We start from the raw sequence: 16348 nt of genomic DNA, 5'->3' as shown, positions 1-16348 counted from the left end.
AGCCTGTAAGCCTGAGCGTGCAAGGGGTTTTTCAGAGGTTCCCTTGTTGCCCTTGCCGCCACGCACAGTGATCTGCTGCATGGCAAAATCTACATCCTTGACCCGCAATCGCAATGCCTCGTTGATACGTAACCCTGAACCGTAAATCAGCCGTGCCACCAACTGGTTCGTCCCGGTAAGGTGGCCTATTAACGCTTGGGCCTCTGCATGGCTGAACACCACCGGCACCCGCTGTGGTTTGCGAGAATAGGAAAAGTTCAGAGCGTCCAGCGGCTGGCCAAGAAATTCCCGATAAAGAAACACCAGCGCGTTGAGCGCGGTCTTCTGCGTGGCTGGGCTGCAATGTTTATGGACCGCAAGATAAGTAAGAAAGGCATCCACATCCCGGGATTTCAGTTGCTCAGGGTGTTGCCGGTCGTGAAAACGAATATAGCGCAGAACCCAATGCACATAGGTCTTTTCCGTTCGGAAAGCCATATTACGACTGCGGATAAAGGCGCGAAAACGATCCATTAGCCGGGTTGGTGTTGCAGGTAATGCCGGGGCACATCCATGGCCATATTGCATCTCCTTGTACTGTTCAAAAAAACAGTATTCGTTCAAGAAAGAGATGTCAAAGTCGGAGTTCAACGACAAGAGTCGTAATAATCCAGGCAGAATTCCCACCAGGGTGGCCAAGTCCGTGAAAAATATGACATATTGAAAATGCTCTGCGAACAAAATCCGGTGATATACGAAACGGGTTCAACGACAAATGCCGCAAAAGTTCAAGCGAGATAGGCGAGGGAATATCTGCAGGCTTCTGATTTCAATAAAGAAGCCCGGTGCCTTGGGGACCGGCAGGCTGGGGATATACGAAAGAGAGATATACGACAAATGTCGTTGAATTAACTGTTAAATGGTAGAAGGGGAAGTGCCTTGTGAGTGAGTGGATTAAGGAAATTCCTTCGGTTGTATCTGCAATTGCAGCGGCAGTTGCGGTGTTTTTCTCCTATAAAACGATAATTGAGAACAGGAAAAATGTTTTTCTTCTTGATAAGAATCGAGTCGCACTAGCTGTTAATCGCATTGCTAGAGGTTTTGAGTCAGAGTCGGGAAGCTTCAAAATATCTGAGTATTCGGATGAGCAGGCTACCATTGTGGCATCTAAGTACCACTTCGATTCCGATCTCTATGAGCAATTCATGGATGTGCTTGTTAGGCTTCATCGTTTAGAGAAAAGTTCTGGGGAGTGGGCCGATAAAGATAATCAGGCACAGGAAATTGCTCCTATTATAAAAAAGATAGAATGCGATATTCGTTTGGATTAAAGCGCATGAAGCATTTAACAAGCCAAGGCAGTGGGACAAATTTTGCATCGCTCCGCTCAAAACGCAAAATCTGCCCCTGCTTGGGGCGTTATGTGGTAATGAGGATAAGTCGTGGCCTTCAGCGAAATTGAAATAGCGCGGTATAAAAAAGAAGTCGCTTCCTATGTTGAAGGAAAGCGCCCGCCGGCTCATGTTCGAAAGCAACTTGATATTGGATTTCTGATCAATGGGCAGTCAGTCGAGATATTCGAAGTGCGCCCAAGGTGGAATGACCCAAAAGAAATACTGCGGCATCCTGTTGCCAAAGCGACATATGTGAAAAGCCAAAAAATATGGAAGGTATTCTGGCTGCGAGCCGATCTTAAGTGGCATAGATACGAGCCAAATCCAACGGTTCGTTCGCTCAATCAGTTTCTGGCAGTCGTTGAAAAAGATGAATATGCGTGTTTTTGGGGGTAACCACATAACAAGAAAAGGCAGCATCGCCCCTGCGGGGCTGGACCTCGCTACGCTCGGCCGCTGTTGGCGGCGTTATGCGTCACCGAGTTGAAAGTATGGAGGGCAATATGACCGAGGCATATTTGTTGGAAAACCGTAAGCTGGAAGCAGTCCAACGTTTCGCGGCTTTGTCTGCGCTATTCAATCCAGGCACGTTTCGGCAGTTTGATGCTTGTGGAATGACGGCTGGATGGTGCTGCTGGGGTAATCACCCCGAAATTTAGCCCTGCTCAAAAGTAGAATTTTCTCGTAACCTAGCACGAAGGAGATTCTGCATGAAGAAGTCACGATTTTCGGACAGCCAGATCCTGGCAATCCTCAAGCAAGCGGAGAATGGCGTGCCTGTTCCCGAGCTGTGCCGGGAGCATGGCATGAGCAGCGCCAGCTTCTACAAGTGGCGTGCCAAGTACGGGGGTATGGACGCGTCCCTGATGGCTCGCCTGAAGGAGCTTGAGGACGAGAACCGCAGGCTCAAGAAGATGTATGCCGAGGAGCGCCTCAAGGCCGAGATTGTCCAAGAGGCACTCACAAAAAAGTGGTAAAGCCATCCCGGCGCAAGGAGATGGCTCAACAAGCAGTCGCAGCCAATGGCGTCTCAGTCCGCCTGGCCTGTGCGGCGTTCAGGATCAGCGAGACCTGCTACCGGTATCAGCCTGCTCTCTGTGATGAGAACGTCGAGATCGCCGATTGGCTGGTCAAGCTGACCGAGGAAGAGAGTGACTGGGGTTTCGGCCAGTGCTTTCACTATCTTCGCAACGTCGAGAACAAGGGCTGGAATCACAAGCGGGTATACCGCATTTACTGCGAACTTGCGCTGAACCTGAGAATCAAGCCCAGGCGCCGCTTGAATCGGCAAACGCCTGAGCCCCTGAAGGAGCCAATCAAGCCGGACCAGATATGGTCGATGGACTTCATGCACGATCAGCTCAGCGATGGCAGGAACTTCCGTTTATTTAATGTGATTGACGATTACCGGCGTGAAGGATTAGCCATTGAGGCAGGCTTCTCGCTGCCAACGATGCGAGTGGCTCGGGTGCTGGACCAGCTTCTCGAGTGGCGAGGCAAACCGACAGCCATTCGCTGCGATAACGGGCCCGAGTTCATCAGCCACGAGTTCGTCAGTTGGGCTCAGAAGCGGGAGATTCGCATAGAGTATATCCAGCCCGGAAAGCCGCAGCAGAACGCCTACATCGAGCGTGCGAACCGGACAATCCGTTACAGCTGGCTGAGCAAACACCTGTTCGATAGCCTGGAGGAAGTTCAGGATTATGCGACCAAGTGGTTATGGTTCTACAATCATCGTCGACCCCACAAAGCCAATGGCGGCAAGCCGCCACTGATGGCTGCGTAAGCTCTACTTTTGGGCGACGCTAAAAATGGGGTGATTACCCTGGGAGGTCGGGGCAGGAGGATCAACGCTTGTTCGCATGATCGAAAAGCGTGTTGGTGATACTGGGCGCGTTTTGGCGACAGATATTGACGATTCTTGGGCTCAGGAGGCCGCGTCTCCTACAGTGCAAGTCATCAAGCATGATGTTGCGCTGAATGAGCCGCCGGATGAGCTATTTGACCTGGTGCACGCTCGCTTGGTCTTGGTTCACGTGCCCGAGCGAGCGCGTGCGCTTAGAAATATGCTATCAGTGCTGAAACCTGGAGGTTGGTTAGTTATAGAGGACGCTGATCCAGCCCTTCAACCCTTGAGCTGTATTGACGAATTTGGCTCTGAGCAAAGACTCGCCAACAAGATAAGACAAGGCTTCAGAGGCCTGTTGTCTGGGCGAGGAGCCGATATATCCTTTGGCAGGAAGCTTCCTCGAATGTTTCGTGATGCTGGAATGGTAGACATTTCGGCTGAGGCGTATTTTCCAATCACCATGCCGGAATGTGTGCCTCTGGAAGTCGCCACTGTAAACATGATCAGAAGCGATCTGACTGAGAACGGCATCGTAACGGACACGGAAATTGACCAACATCTTGAGAATGTTCGAAGGGGTGTCTTGGATTTGTCCCAACCGCCCATGATTTCTGTTCGGGGGCGCAAGCCAGGTGGCCATTGATGGCACGCACGCATAACGCAGACGTTAGGCCGCTCGGGAAGGAACAGTATGAATCAACCAGAACTTTGGCAAATGCACTTTTCCATGTATCAGGAGAAGGTGCGATGGGCATTGGACTACAAACGCGTGCCACACATTCGGCACTCACTTTTGCCGGGGCCGCATGCCGCGCAGCTCATGCCACGTTTCGGCCAAAAGGCAATGCCAATACTGCGCCATGACGGCAAGGTGTTGAAAAATTCAGCGGCGATACTTTCGTATATTGAGCAAACATGGCCTGACCCGCCGTTGTATCCTCAAGATCCGGCTCTCCGAGAGCAAGCATTGAAAACCCAGAAATGGTTCGATGAAAAGATCGGCCCTGCTGTTCGTTGTGCTACGTTTTATGAAATATTGCCTGATACCGAGTACAGCGCACGGCGTATCGCTTCCGGGCTATCTGGGTTGAAGCAGAAACTTTATGTCGGTGCTTTTCCTGCTGTACGCGCAGTTATGATGCTGGATATGAAAATTACTCCAGATAGTGCAGAGGCCGGTCGAATACTGACTCAGGAAGCATTGGATTTTGTTGCAGAGAATGCGGAACAGACCGGGTATTTGGTCGGTGGGCAATTTAGTGTTGCTGATCTTACTGCAGCTACTGTCTTGTTCCCAACATGCTTCCCGCCGGAGTTTCCCGTTGATATTCCGAAGCCATTGCCACCGGGTTGGGAGGCTTGGTTGAAGCGCTGGCAGGCCCATAAGGGCTGCGAATATGTGCGGCGTATCTATCGAGAATATCGCGGTCAAAGTGCAGCGATTGATGGGTGAGGGTGTGGGAGTGTCGCGGCCGAACAAATCGCTGCACCTGACGTTTGACCACCGCCGGTTTTTTCTGCCGAAAAAACCGGCGTCACCTCAAATGCAGGTTAGCTCAAGCGTTATCAAAACCCGCAGCTGGAGCCGCGAGAATGAAGATCACTGATTTTCTCGTCATGGACGGAGAAGGCGTCGAGATCGAGGCCGACGCTCACGGCAATAACATAGCATTCTGTTGTCCGGACTGCGGCCACCCGGTTCTTGGCGTCGCACTTGAGAATCGCAAGGGAAGCGACGAGAGTCACCCAACTACATGCAAGCGCTGCGGAGAGCAATATTTTCTCGATATTCGGCCCGCGACAGAAAAGCTCTACATTCATCGTGTCGGTGGTAACGATGCATAACAATGCGCTGCAGCTCGACGTTGGAACCGAGTGGCGGTTCCGGCGCGTCTTCGCTGAAGCCGGTGATGGTGGCGTTTGATGATTATGCCCAGGTCTGCTTCGAGGTGGAGCGGCTGGCGACGCGGGTGGTTATCTATATGCCCGGGGCGCCGGACCCCTGGTCCGGTTCGCTGGTTTATGTCACCCCGGATCGGGTCAGTGAGCTTGATGTGACTATGCTGGGGGCGGTGCGTCATCTTCGTCAGCTGGGTCGTGATGCCAGCTGGCTCAGTGAGCATTTCGACCGCGACTCGAGCGTGTCGCCATGACGGTATTATGACCCTTGCCATGTGACAGCCTGCGCCCCTCCCTGTAGGGTAAATATCGTTATTTGGGCATAACGAAAACGGAAACAGGGACAGTTCCATGGCGGATAGCAAGGCGCTTCGCAAGTCGACCATTCTGGTGCCGGTGTTCGTGCCGGCGGTGTTGGTTTCTCTCCTTCTTATCATTGGCACCATCAGTGACCCCACCCTGGCCGGGCAGTTTTTCAGTGAGGTACAACGCTGGATTACCGATACCTTCGGCTGGTTCTACATGCTGGTGGTGGCGCTGTTCCTGATCTTTATCATCGGTATCAGCCTGACAAGCTGGGGCAATATCAAGCTGGGGCCGGACCATGGTGACCCGGAGTACTCCTTTGTGGAGTGGTTTGCCATGCTGTTCTCCGCCGGTTACGGCATTGCGTTGCTGTTCTTTGGTGTGGCCGAGCCGGTGCTGCATTATGCCGAGCCACCGGTGGGCGCGCCGGAGACCGTGGGTGCCGCCAAGCAGGCCATGCAGATCGCGTTCTTCCACTGGGGCTTTCATATCTGGGCGATTTACGGGCTGGTGGGGCTGGTGATGGCCTACTTTGCCTTCCGTCATGGCCTGCCGTTGTCCATGCGTTCGGCGTTTTATCCCTTGATCGGCGAGAAGATCCACGGGCCCATTGGCCACGCCATTGATGTGTTTTCCATTCTTGGCACCCTGTTTGGTATCGCCACCACGCTGGGCCTTTCGGCCACGCAGATCAACGCCGGGCTGCATTATCTGTGGGGGCTGCCCATGAGCAGTACCGTGCAGATATCGGCGATTGCCATTGTCACGGTGGCGGCCACCTTCTCGGTGGTGGCCGGCATGGATAAGGGGGTGAAGCGCCTGTCCATGCTCAACATGATTCTGGCGGTGGCGCTGATGATGTTCGTGTTTGTGGTGGGGCCGACCATTCACATTCTGGAAAGTTTTGTGCAGAACACCGGCAGTTACCTGAGCGGCATCGTCGAGCGCACGTTCAATTTGCAGGCCTATAGTCACAGTGACTGGATCGGTAACTGGACGCTTTTCATCTTCAGCTGGACTATTGCCTGGGCACCTTTTGTGGGCCTGTTTATCGCCAAGATCAGCCGGGGCCGCACCATTCGCCAGTTCGTGGTGGGGGTGATGCTGGTGCCCAGCCTGTTCACGTTTTTCTGGTTCGCGGTATTTGGTGACACGGCGCTCAACCTGATCATGAATCAGGGGGTGAGCGTGCTGGTGGAAGAGGTGCAGGCGGACAAGGCGGTGGCCCTGTTTCAGCTGTTCGATCTGTTGCCCTGGTCGTCGGTGATTTCCTTCTTGGCGGTGCTGCTGATCGTGACCTTCTTTGTGACGTCTTCGGATTCCGGCTCGCTGGTGGTGGATTCGCTGGCTTCCGGGGGGGTTATTGAAACCCCGGTGTGGCAGCGGGTGTTCTGGGCCACGTTGGAAGGTTTGGTGGCCTCGGTACTGCTACTGGCCGGCGGCCTGAGTGCCCTGCAGACCATGACCATTGCCAGCGCGCTGCCGTTTGCGGTGGTCATCATTTTTGCTGCGCTAGGCATGTGGCGGGCGTTGATTATCGAAAGCCACCGCGAGACCAGCCTGCAGGCACACATGGCCACCAGCCGGCATATGACCGGCGCCCAGTGGCGTCATCGGCTGACGGCCATGATTCGCTTTCCGGAACGTCAGGAGGTGGAAACCTTCATCCGCACCACGGCCATGGCGAGCATGGAGAAGGTGGTGCTGGAATTGCGCGCTGCCGGTTGGGAGGCGTCGGTGGCGTTTGATGAGCAGCTGATTCGGGCGGAGCTGGTGGTCAACCGTGAGGGCCATGTGGGCTTTATCTATGACATTCGTCTGGTGACTTCGCCGATTCCCCGTTACGCCAGTGCCGGGCCGTCCGTGGGTGATGGCAACGATTATTGCCGGGCGGAAGTGTTTCTGCGCCGGGGCGGGCGTTCCTACGATGTGTTTGGCTATCACACCGAGGATATTATCCGCGATATTCTCGACCAGTTTGAAAACTACTTGCACTTCCTGGATAACGCGCCGGGCAAGCTGCCCTGGGATATGGCCGAGCATGATGACCTGCTCAACGTGCCCGAGCCGCCCGATCACCCGGATGGCAAAGCCGGGGCCTGATCAACCACGGGCCCCGGCCGGACTGGGAACAATAAAAACACGTGGATACCCTGAAACAGCTCGTCCGTTATGCCCTTGCCATCGGCGCCATGGTTCCCCTGCTGGGGATGGCGCTGCTGGTGGGGCCGTTCAGCCAGCGGCAGGCCTGGCGCCTGGTGCGCAGCTGGAACCGCCTGGTGCTGGCCCTGTTCGGTATTCAGGTGGACGTGCGTTATGACGGCAACGCTGAGGCCCTGCGCCAGGGTGGCATCATCGTCGGCCTCACCCAGCAAAGTCTGATCGATCCTACCGTTGGCTTTGCCAGCTGGGATCTGCCGGTCAAGGGCGTGTGGAATATCGAGTACGCGCTGATTCCCTTTGTTGGCTGGGTGTCGGTGTGCCTGGGCTGGGTAATCATTCGCCAGAACCCGGCCCAGGCCAAACGACAACTGGGGCGGGCGGCAGCTTATGCCCGCGCCGGCGGGCTGGTGTATCTGTCCGCGGAGGGGCGGCGCAGTGATGACGGTGGCCTCAGCCCCTACAAGAAAGGGCCGGTGGTGCTGGCCATCCAGGCCCAGGCGCCGATCCACCCGGTGTATATCGCCGGCAGCCGGGCCTGCCTGGCGCCGGGCCAGTGGAAAATCCGTCCCGGGCGCATTGTCATTCACTACACCGACCCGTTGCCTACGGCGGGCCTTGGCTATGACGACCGCGAGGCGCTGCTGCTGCGCCTGCGTGCGGTGGGCGAGGCGACCCATCGGCGTTGGTCAGGCAAGGGAGGCAGGGCGCGGGGATAACCGCCGGCGGGTGTTTTCATCAACCACCGGGTTGTCATGGTCGTCACCATGATGGCTATGGATAATGAGGACTTCACCCGTCGCCTGCTTGCGAGCCGCTATGGAATTTACCGTTACCTTTCTGCAGTACTTCGGCAAGGCGATGCTGTTGTCCTACCCGTTGCTGGGGTTCTTCGTGCTGGTGATTACCTTGCTGGGGCTGATGGTGGCCAGGCTGGAAGGCTGGCCGCGCCATGAAGGGCTCTACTGGGCGTTCATCACCGCGCTGACCGTGGGCTACGGTGATCGCCGGCCGAGCCGCCGTAGCACCCAGGCGCTGGCGGTGGCCACGGCGGTGGTGGGGATCATGTTCTCGGGGATCTTTGTGGCGGTGACCGTGGCCGCCGCCACCCAGGCGTTCCAGTCCTATTTCGCGGCCTAGCCCTGTTTGGTCAGCATGGCCATCATGCGCTCGCGCACCGCATCCAGGGCCTTGTAGGGCCGCAGCATGACCTTGAAGTCGATGATCCTGCCGTGCTCGTCCCACTGGATCATGTCCACGCCGTTGACGCTGATGCCGTCCAGCTCCAGCTGAAATTCCAGCACCGAGTGCTGCCCGTCATTGAGTTCGCGCACATAGCGGAAGCTGTCGTTATTGAGCACCGCCATGGCCGCGCTCAGGTAGGCTCGGGTCAGGGCCTTGCCGGCCTGGGGCGTGTGGACCACCGGCGAGTGGAACACGGCGTCGTCGGCCAGCAGGGTATCCAGCCCGGCCGGGTCGCCGCTGGCGATCAGCTGATGCCAGCGGTGGATCGGTAACTGTGACATGGTTTTCTCCTTGTCGGGCTGTTTTTCAGCAGCCTGTTATGCCGCCAGCAGGGCCTGGCGGGCCTTGCGGTATTCCTCGGCCAGGCGCGCCACGGCCTCGCCGGCGGTCTGGATGCGATCCACTGCGCCGATGCCCTGGCCACAGCCCCAGATATCTTTCCAGGCTTTCTTGTCGCTGTTGCCGCCGGAGCCGAAATCCATTTTTGACGGGTCGCTTTCCGGCAGGTTGGCCGGGTCCATGCCGGCATTGATGATGGATGGCGCCAAGTAGTTGCCGTGCACGCCGGTGAACAGGTTGGAATAGACGATATCCGAGGCGTTGCTGTCGACGATCATCTGCTTGTAGCCCTGCGCGGCGTTGGCTTCTTCGGTGGCGATGAACAGCGAGCCGATGTAGGCCAGGTCCGCGCCCATGGCCTGGGCGGCAAGGACGGCGTTGCCGTTGGCGATGGAGCCGGACAGGGCCAGCGGGCCGTCGAACCACTGGCGCAGCTCCTGGATCAACGCGAAGGGCGACTGGGTGCCGGCGTGGCCCCCGGCGCCAGCGGCCACGGCGATCAGGCCGTCGGCGCCTTTCTCGATGGCCTTGCGGCCGAAGCGGTCGTTGATCACATCATGCATGACCAGGCCACCCCAGTTGTGCACCGCCTGGTTGACGTCCTCGCGGGCGCCCAGGGACGTGATCACCATGGGCACCTTGTACTTGGCGCACAGCTCCAGGTCCTTTTCCAGTCGGTCGTTGGAGCGGTGCACGATCTGGTTGACTGCGAAGGGCGCTGCCGGCAGGTCCGGGTGGGCCTTGTCCCAGGCGGCCAGCTCTTCGGTGATGCGGTGCAGCCATTCGTCCAGCTGTGACAGGGGGCGCGCGTTCAGGGACGGGAAGGAGCCGATGGCGCCGGCCTGGCACTGGGCAATCACCAGGTCCGGGTTGGAGATGATAAACAGCGGTGAGCACATCACCGGCAGGCGCAGTTTGGCGTTCAGTTCAGCAGGCAGAGACATGGCAGATCCTCGTGGCGGGCCCGGCGGGCTATCAATTTACCCTGTAAAATTTACAACGTATATTTTTATTGCGTCAAGTATGGCGATGATCAGCGGGTGAGCGAAATAGTCAATCGTCCAGGGTGGGCGGGTGTGCCTGCATGCCGGCGTAGAGGGTGCGCATGATCTTCTCGCGCAGGGTGTTGCCGTCCATGCCGCGCAGGCCGCTGGCCAGTTCCAGCACCACGATGCCGTGCAGGGTGGCCCAGAACATGTAGCCGATCAGCTGGGCGTCGCCCTGTAGCAGGCCGGCGGCGATCATGTCTTGCACATAGCTGACCATGGTCTGCTGGGCGCGGCTGTTGGCCCGCACCAGCTCCGGGAAACGCTCCTCGTCGGGCTGGGTGAAGGAGAAGATCAGCTGGTAGGCCGCCGGGTTGGCGTGGGCAAAGGCCACGTAGGCATCGCCCACGGCACGGGCCTTGGCGCGGGCATCCGGGGCTTCGGCCATGGCCTTTTCCAGGGCGTTGGAGAACTGGTCGAAGGCGGCGGCCCGCACGGTGGCGAGGATCTCGTCCTTGTCCTGGAAGTAGCGGTAGGGCGTCATGGCGCTGACGCCCACTTCGGCGGCGATCTGCCGCATGGTCACGTTCTGCGGGCCGCGCTCGGTGAACAGGCGGGTGGCGGCGTCGCAGACGCGCTCGCGGAAGGCGGCAATTTCTTCTTCGGTCTTGGCTTTCTTGGCCACCCTGGGCTCCTGCTGGTGCGCGGTAACAGCGATACAGTGTAAAGGATAAGTGCGGCCAGGTTGAGACAGGCTCGGGCGGGCAAATCCGCAAACCGGCATAAATCTTGAATGTGATACCGGTGGCGATGTTCGCCGGAAGACAGGAAGGAAAGATCGTGTCCATCACCCCCGATTACATGCACGCCCGCGTGGATGCCGTGCGCCACCGTCTCGGCGTGCAGGTTTGCAGCCTGTACCGTGCCATGCCGGCCCACGAAGAGCTGGAAATGGTGGCCACCAGCGGCCTCAATCAGGAAGCGCTGGGCGCCTTGCTCAGCTACCGCCAGGGGCTCACCGGCAAGGTGGCACGCACCCAGGCACCGGTAGTGGCGCGGGATATTCAGGACCACGAGGACTACCACTACGTGCCCGGCTCTGGCGAGGAACGCTACAAAAGCTACCTGGGCATTCCCCTGCTCAGCGAGGGGCTGCTCTATGGCGTGCTGGTAGTGCAGACTGAGGTCTCCAAGACCTTTTTCCTGCGCGACATTCGCGAGCTCTACAGCACCGGCCGTGACTTGCTGGATGCGCTGATGCTGGAGCGGCGCAAGGCCGGTTAATCGCTAGCCGGCCAGCCAGCTCAGCGCATCCTTTTGTTCGGCCCAGTCGAACACTTTCACCTGGCCGGGTATCAGGGCGCTGGCCTGGTCCATCATTCTCTCGATCCACTCATGGCTGGTGACCACGGCAATGCGGTGCCAGCTGAGCGGGTGGCGCAGGCCCACCAGGGCATCCTGAAACATGGCGCCGGCGGAGAATGACTCGAAGGTGGGGCCGATTTCGTAGAGAAAATTGATCTTGTCGTGTTTGGCCAGCGCGGCCTCGATGGCCGGCACCAGCACCTGGCGATAGTCGTCGGCGGTGAGGGTGCCATGGGCGCTGACGCCGACGGTGCCGTCGGGCAGATTGTCGATCCGTTCGAGCATGATGTTGCCTCCCTGTCTATGTGTTCCTTGGGCCGGGTAAGCGGCTGTGGTTATCATGCCATGGTTGCCGACCAGGACCTTTTCAAGTGCAGACTGTTTTAATTGTTGATGATGAACCGCGCATCGCCGAGCCATTGATGTTCGCTTTGCAGCGCGAACATTTTGCCGTACGCCATGTGGCTCTGGGCCAGCAGGCCCTGGATGCCATGGTCGAGGGCGCTTTTGACCTGATGGTACTGGATGTGGGGCTGCCGGATATCAACGGCTTCGAGGTACTCAAACGGTTGCGCCGCGACAGTGAGGTGCCGGTGCTTTTTCTCACCGCCCGGCAGGACGAGGTGGACCGCATTCTGGGCCTGGAGCTGGGTGGTGATGATTATGTCACCAAGCCGTTCAGCCCTCGCGAGGTGGTGGCACGTATTCGCGCTATTCTCAAACGCCTGCAACCGTCGTCGCCCGGTCCACGGCAAGCCGACTGGCAGCATGACGAGGCCGGCGCCCGAATTTGTTTTCGTGGTCAGCCGCTGAAACTCACTCGCTCCGAGTACCGTATTCTGTCGGCGCTGCTGGATCGTCCCGGGCAGGTCTTCAGTCGCGCCCGACTGCTGGATATCTGTGACAGTGATGAGGACAGTTTCGAGCGCAGCGTGGATACCCACATCAAGACCCTGCGCGCCAAACTGCGACCGCTTGGCGGTGACGGCCTGATTGCCACCCGGCGCGGGCTGGGTTACGTGCTGGAGGCATCGTGAAACTCGGCCAGCGCTTGCTGCTGTTCTATTTTCTGGTACTGGGTGTGGTCGGCTGGTTCGTGCTCGACATGGTCTTTCGTGAAACCCAGCCACTGGTGCGTCAGTCCGCCGAGGAAACCTTGGTGGATGCCGCCAACCTGTTGGCCGAGCTGATTGGCAGCGATGCGGACCAGGGCCGGCTGGTGATTACCCCGACTCTGCGTGACGCCCTGGACCGTTATGCCCACCGCCACCCGCAGGCGGAAATCTGGGGCCTGAAGAAAGCGGGCATCGATACCCATGTCTATGTGACCGATCCCCGGGGGAGGGTGCTGTATGACTCCCGGGGCGAAGATGAGGGCAAGGACTTTTCGCGCTGGAACGACGTGCACTTGACCCTGCAGGGCCGTTACGGGGTGCGCACCACTCGCCGTGATCCGCAGGACCCTACCAGTTCAGTGATGTATGTGGCGGCGCCAGTGCGCAGCGACGGCAGCCTGATCGGGGTGGTCAGCCTGGGCAAGCCCAGCCATTCCCTGCAGCCCTTTGTTGACCGAGCGGAACGACGCCTGACCCTGTATGGCATGCTGGCGCTGGGAGGGTGTCTGCTGCTGGGCGTATTACTGGCCTGGTGGCTGGCGCGTCGGGTGGGTCGCCTGCGCGGCTATGCCCTGGCCGTGGCCGAGGGCGGTCGTCCGGCACCGCCGGCGTTCCGCGGTGGCGACGAGATTCAGGATCTGGCCGAGGCCGTTACCGCCATGCGTCGCCGGCTTGAGGAGCGCGCCCGGCTGGAAGACAACGTCAGCCTGCTGACCCATGAAATGAAAAGCCCGCTGGCGGCCATCCGGGGTGCCGGTGAAATCCTTGCCGAGGAAATTCACGATCCGGCCCTGCAACGTTTCACCGATAACGTGGTGCACGAAAGCCAGCGCCTGAGTGCGCTGCTCGACCGGCTGCTGGCCATGGCCCGGCTGGAAAAGCTGGAAAGCCTGCCCGCCCGCAAACGTCAGGTGAATATTGCCGCATTGGTGGAGGAGTGGCAGCGCAGCCGCTACTCACTGCTGGCGGACAAGCGTCTGACACTCAAGGTCGATGATTGCCATCTGCAAGCGGAAGCGGAAACCCTCAAACTGGCCTTGTTCAACCTGCTCGATAATGCCCTGCGGTTTGCCAGCGCGGAAACTACCCTGCTGGTGCAGGTCGAGGGAAACCGCTTGAGCGTGGAAAACATCGGCCCGACCATTCCCGACTACGCTCTGAGCCGCGTCACTGACCGCTTCTATTCCCTGCCGGCTCAGGGCGGAGACAAGAGCTCCGGCCTCGGCCTGACCATGGTGAACGAAATCGCCAGCCTGCATGGTGGCAGCTTGGCATTAACCAACACCGGCAACGGCGTGCGAGCCACTCTGACTCTTCCCCAGCACTAGCAGGCTGCTGAAAACCCCCTTGCGTACTCAGCGTGTGGTGAGCGGTCGGGCTTGGGCTTGCTCACACAATCCTCATCAAACCCTCAAACCGGGTTTTCATGCTGACGTCTTCCAGTATCGGGGAGACGATAAATGAAACAGAGTCTGTTATTGAAGATGGCCACCATTGCCGGGCTGGTATTGGTGCTGGTGGTGCCGTTGTTGATGATCCAGGGCAAGATCACCGAGCGCAGTCTGCGGGCTGCGCAGGTACAGCAGCAGATCGCCCATCAGGTGGGCGGACCGCAGCATCTGGCCGGGCCCATGATCGTGGTGCCGCGCGTGCGGCGGGTGATGGGCGTGCGCAGCGACTGCCAGCGCGGCGAGGATTGCACTGTGGCGATGCGCAAGGAGGTACTGGAGCGGCAGTTGCCGGAGGTACTCAACGTGGATGGCGAGCTCAAGAGCTGGGTACGTTACCGGGGCATCTACGGGGCGCCGGTCTATCAGGGGCTGTTCAGCCTCCGTGCCAGTTTCGCCGACGGCTGGCGCCAGCCGGCCCAGGCCGATCAGGTGCTGGGCGAAGCGACGCCCTTGCTGGTGGTGAGGGTGGGCGATCTTCGTGGACTGGTGGAACGCCCGCAGATTCGTATCAATGACCGGTTGCAGCCGCTGGTGCCCACCGGCCAGTTACCGGATGGCCTGGGCGAGGGCAGTGTGGCGGTACGCCTGCCGGCGGATCTGCAGGGCCCCTTCACAGTACAGGTACGGCTGAACCTCAACGGCAGTGAGGCGTTGTCGGTGTTGCCGCTGGCCAAGGAAACCGACATGAGCCTGCGGGCGGACTGGCCCCACCCGGGGTTTGTGGGACTGGCGTTGCCGGTGGAGCGCGATATCAGTGACCGCGGGTTCTCCGCCCGCTGGCATACCAATAGCTTGGCGGCGGCCAGTGCCATTCATTGCGACCAGACCCATGGCCGCTGTCAGGCGCAGGATCAACGCCTGCAGGTGGATTTGGTGCAGCCGGTCACCGGGCTGTTGTCCAGTGAGAGGGCGCTGAAATACAGTTTTCTGATTGTCGTCCTTACCTTTGCCGCCTTCTTTCTCTTTGAGGTGCTGCGCCGCTATCCGCTGCATGCCATGCAGTACCTGCTGGTGGGGCTGGCTCAGGCGATGTTCTATCTGCTGCTGGTGGCGCTCAGTGAGCATCTGCGTTTTGCCTGGGCCTATCTGGCGGCGGCGCTGGCCTGCTGTGGCCTGATCGGTATTTACCTGGTGGCGGTGTTGCGCTCGGCCCGGGCCGGCTGGGGGTTTGCCCTATCGCTGCTGCTGGTGCAGGGCATGATCTACGGCATTCTGATGGCGGAAGATTATGCGTTGCTGATGGGTGCGCTGTTGCTGTTCGCGGCGCTGGCGGCGGTGATGGGTGTGACCCGGAGACTGGACTGGCACGGCTTTTCCGCCGGGCGCAATGGGGTGGCCCCGTGAGGGCCGCCCGGATCGCCGCGCCGGCGTCGCTGCATCAACGAGTGGCCCTGCTGATGGCATTGGCCGGGCGCCAGCCGCCATTGGCGCACTGGTGTCGTTACCGGGCCCGCCGCCTGTTACAGCAGCAACTGGTCCGTAACCCGGATGATCACCGGGCGATCTATCTGCTGGGTGAGCTGTGCTGGTTGGAGGGCCAGCGCCGGCGTGGCCGGGCGCTGATGCGGGCCGGGCAGGGTCAGGCGGTGCCGTAGGCGGCCAGGAACATCTTCACGGTGTGCCCCACGTGTTCCGTGGTTTCATCCGCGTTGTGCGGCGCGTCGCAGCCGATCAGTACCTTCATGTGGCGGCAGCCCTGCAGCAGGCTGAAGAACTGCTCGGCGGCGATGGCGGTGTCGTCCATGCGCAGCAGGCCACGCTGGCGGGCATCTACCAGCAGGCGTTCCATCTCGTCCAGGGTGCGCTGGGGGCCGGCCTCGAAAAAAAGCCGGGCCATTTCGGTGTCCAGGTGGGCCTGGTTGGCCATCAGCCGGTGCAGGTTGACCGCCTCGTCGCTGTTGATCATTGCCAGGAAGGCTTCGCCGATCTGCTGCAGTACGGATTTCAGCGATTCACTGCTGTCCAGCGTGATACTGGGCAGGGCCATCATGTTTTCGCACTTGGCGGAGACTGCGGCGGTGAACAGGGTTTCCTTGTCGCGGAAGTGGTTGTAGACCGTCAGCTTGGAGACGCCGGCATCGGCGGCCACGGCATCCATGCCGGTGCCGGCAAAGCCGTGCACCAGAAACAGGGACTTGGCGGCCTCCAGAATGGCGGCGCGCTTGGCCAGGTCCTTGGGGCGCCCTCGCGGGGCGCTGTTGTGTGAATCAGGGGCGGTTTTCAATACTGGACTCACAAGTTCAATAAAATTACTATACTG

At 59.2% G+C, this 16348-nt stretch carries 20 protein-coding genes and 1 pseudogene; 15 read left to right on the top strand and 6 right to left on the bottom strand.

Going from position 1 to position 16348, the window contains the following annotated elements:
- Positions 1-666 (bottom strand): phage integrase N-terminal SAM-like domain-containing protein (locus A11A3_RS17480; protein WP_202802687.1); only part of this gene is annotated, 666 nt, incomplete at its 3' end.
- Positions 667-920: 254 nt separating this feature from the next.
- Here A11A3_RS17480 and A11A3_RS12380 point away from each other — a divergent pair.
- The 10 genes and pseudogenes from A11A3_RS12380 (at position 921) to A11A3_RS12335 (ending at position 8727) form a co-directional block, all read left to right on the top strand.
- Positions 921-1310, top strand: a complete 390-nt coding sequence (locus tag A11A3_RS12380) for a hypothetical protein (RefSeq protein WP_008929647.1) — start codon at positions 921-923, stop codon at positions 1308-1310.
- A 111-nt stretch (positions 1311-1421) separates the two neighbouring features.
- Positions 1422-1769: a DUF3024 domain-containing protein gene (locus A11A3_RS17475; RefSeq protein WP_008929646.1), complete on the top strand. Its 348-nt coding sequence runs from the start codon at positions 1422-1424 to the stop codon at positions 1767-1769.
- A 314-nt stretch (positions 1770-2083) separates the two neighbouring features.
- Positions 2084-3159 (top strand): IS3 family transposase gene (locus A11A3_RS12370; RefSeq protein WP_157375665.1). Its coding sequence is split into 2 segments (ribosomal slippage): positions 2084-2336 and positions 2336-3159, totalling 1077 coding nucleotides; the frame shifts between segments, so codons are not numbered across the junction.
- 55 nt (positions 3160-3214) lie between these two features.
- Positions 3215-3865: pseudogene (locus A11A3_RS12365) on the top strand (methyltransferase domain-containing protein); the annotation flags it as partial.
- Between the two features lie 48 nt (positions 3866-3913).
- A complete protein-coding gene (locus tag A11A3_RS17285) occupies positions 3914-4675 on the top strand; it encodes a glutathione S-transferase family protein (RefSeq protein ID WP_008929642.1) in 762 nt (253 codons plus the stop codon).
- A gap of 140 nt (positions 4676-4815) precedes the next feature.
- On the top strand, positions 4816-5067 hold the full coding sequence (locus A11A3_RS12355; protein WP_008929641.1) for a hypothetical protein: 252 nt from the start codon (positions 4816-4818) through the stop codon (positions 5065-5067).
- 20 nt (positions 5068-5087) lie between these two features.
- Complete coding sequence (locus A11A3_RS12350; RefSeq protein ID WP_008929640.1) at positions 5088-5375, top strand: hypothetical protein; 288 nt, start codon at positions 5088-5090, stop codon at positions 5373-5375.
- Positions 5376-5472: 97 nt separating this feature from the next.
- Positions 5473-7530 (top strand): BCCT family transporter, encoded by a 2058-nt coding sequence (locus tag A11A3_RS12345; RefSeq protein ID WP_008929639.1) that lies wholly within the window; start codon positions 5473-5475, stop codon positions 7528-7530.
- 41 nt (positions 7531-7571) lie between these two features.
- The gene (locus tag A11A3_RS12340; RefSeq protein WP_008929638.1) at positions 7572-8306 is read left to right on the top strand and encodes a lysophospholipid acyltransferase family protein; all 735 of its coding nucleotides are present in this window, start codon (positions 7572-7574) and stop codon (positions 8304-8306) included.
- A 100-nt stretch (positions 8307-8406) separates the two neighbouring features.
- Positions 8407-8727 (top strand): potassium channel family protein, encoded by a 321-nt coding sequence (locus A11A3_RS12335; RefSeq protein WP_008929637.1) that lies wholly within the window; start codon positions 8407-8409, stop codon positions 8725-8727.
- Here the strand turns inward: A11A3_RS12335 and A11A3_RS12330 are convergent.
- The 3 genes from A11A3_RS12330 to A11A3_RS12320 form a co-directional block, all read right to left on the bottom strand.
- Positions 8724-9113, bottom strand: a complete 390-nt coding sequence (locus A11A3_RS12330; RefSeq protein ID WP_008929636.1) for a nuclear transport factor 2 family protein — start codon at positions 9111-9113, stop codon at positions 8724-8726. The genes A11A3_RS12335 and A11A3_RS12330 overlap by 4 nt on opposite strands.
- 36 nt (positions 9114-9149) lie before the next feature.
- Positions 9150-10115, bottom strand: coding sequence for an NAD(P)H-dependent flavin oxidoreductase (locus A11A3_RS12325; protein ID WP_008929635.1), 966 nt, complete (start codon positions 10113-10115; stop codon positions 9150-9152).
- 109 nt (positions 10116-10224) lie between these two features.
- Positions 10225-10842 (bottom strand): TetR/AcrR family transcriptional regulator, encoded by a 618-nt coding sequence (locus tag A11A3_RS12320; protein ID WP_008929634.1) that lies wholly within the window; start codon positions 10840-10842, stop codon positions 10225-10227.
- A 155-nt stretch (positions 10843-10997) separates the two neighbouring features.
- On the opposite strand from A11A3_RS12320, the gene A11A3_RS12315 reads away from it, so the two are divergent.
- Positions 10998-11441 (top strand): GAF domain-containing protein, encoded by a 444-nt coding sequence (locus A11A3_RS12315; protein WP_008929633.1) that lies wholly within the window; start codon positions 10998-11000, stop codon positions 11439-11441.
- Positions 11442-11444: 3 nt separating this feature from the next.
- Here the strand turns inward: A11A3_RS12315 and A11A3_RS12310 are convergent, their stop codons facing one another.
- Positions 11445-11807, bottom strand: coding sequence for a SpoIIAA family protein (locus tag A11A3_RS12310; protein ID WP_008929632.1), 363 nt, complete (start codon positions 11805-11807; stop codon positions 11445-11447).
- 86 nt (positions 11808-11893) lie between these two features.
- Between A11A3_RS12310 and creB the strand changes: the two genes are divergently transcribed.
- From creB to A11A3_RS12290, 4 genes are all read left to right on the top strand, one after another.
- Positions 11894-12559 carry a two-component system response regulator CreB gene (gene creB, locus A11A3_RS12305; protein ID WP_008929631.1) on the top strand — a complete coding sequence of 222 codons (666 nt, stop codon included), beginning with the start codon at positions 11894-11896 and terminating at the stop codon, positions 12557-12559.
- Positions 12556-13965 carry a two-component system sensor histidine kinase CreC gene (creC, locus tag A11A3_RS12300; RefSeq protein WP_008929630.1) on the top strand — a complete coding sequence of 470 codons (1410 nt, stop codon included), beginning with the start codon at positions 12556-12558 and terminating at the stop codon, positions 13963-13965. Before creB ends, creC begins: the two co-directional genes overlap by 4 nt.
- A gap of 132 nt (positions 13966-14097) precedes the next feature.
- Positions 14098-15432, top strand: a complete 1335-nt coding sequence (creD, locus tag A11A3_RS12295) for a cell envelope integrity protein CreD (protein WP_008929629.1) — start codon at positions 14098-14100, stop codon at positions 15430-15432.
- Positions 15429-15683, top strand: a complete 255-nt coding sequence (locus tag A11A3_RS12290) for a hypothetical protein (protein WP_008929628.1) — start codon at positions 15429-15431, stop codon at positions 15681-15683. The genes creD and A11A3_RS12290 overlap by 4 nt, the downstream gene beginning before the upstream one ends.
- Here A11A3_RS12290 and A11A3_RS12285 read toward each other — a convergent pair.
- Positions 15668-16312: a TetR/AcrR family transcriptional regulator gene (locus A11A3_RS12285; RefSeq protein WP_008929627.1), complete on the bottom strand. Its 645-nt coding sequence runs from the start codon at positions 16310-16312 to the stop codon at positions 15668-15670. The two genes, A11A3_RS12290 and A11A3_RS12285, sit on opposite strands and share 16 nt — an antisense overlap.
- Between the last annotated feature and the right edge of the window lie 36 nt (positions 16313-16348).

Source organism: Alcanivorax hongdengensis A-11-3, assembly GCF_000300995.1.
Lineage (GTDB): Bacteria > Pseudomonadota > Gammaproteobacteria > Pseudomonadales > Alcanivoracaceae > Alcanivorax > Alcanivorax hongdengensis.
Note: the sequence above shows the minus strand (reverse complement) of the source record. Positions and strands in the feature narration are given on the sequence as shown.

What these genes read in the sequence shown, in the direction of transcription:
- A11A3_RS12355 (WP_008929641.1), top strand. Translation starts at nt 4,816, where the DNA reads ATGAAGATCACTGATTTTCTCGTCATGGACGGAGAAGGCGTCGAGATC.
- A11A3_RS12335 (WP_008929637.1), top strand. Translation starts at nt 8,407, where the DNA reads ATGGAATTTACCGTTACCTTTCTGCAGTACTTCGGCAAGGCGATGCTG.
- A11A3_RS17285 (WP_008929642.1), top strand. Translation starts at nt 3,914, where the DNA reads ATGAATCAACCAGAACTTTGGCAAATGCACTTTTCCATGTATCAGGAG.
- creD (WP_008929629.1), top strand. Translation starts at nt 14,098, where the DNA reads ATGAAACAGAGTCTGTTATTGAAGATGGCCACCATTGCCGGGCTGGTA.
- A11A3_RS12310 (WP_008929632.1), bottom strand. Translation starts at nt 11,807, where the DNA reads ATGCTCGAACGGATCGACAATCTGCCCGACGGCACCGTCGGCGTCAGC.
- A11A3_RS12325 (WP_008929635.1), bottom strand. Translation starts at nt 10,115, where the DNA reads ATGTCTCTGCCTGCTGAACTGAACGCCAAACTGCGCCTGCCGGTGATG.
- A11A3_RS12345 (WP_008929639.1), top strand. Translation starts at nt 5,473, where the DNA reads ATGGCGGATAGCAAGGCGCTTCGCAAGTCGACCATTCTGGTGCCGGTG.
- A11A3_RS12330 (WP_008929636.1), bottom strand. Translation starts at nt 9,113, where the DNA reads ATGTCACAGTTACCGATCCACCGCTGGCATCAGCTGATCGCCAGCGGC.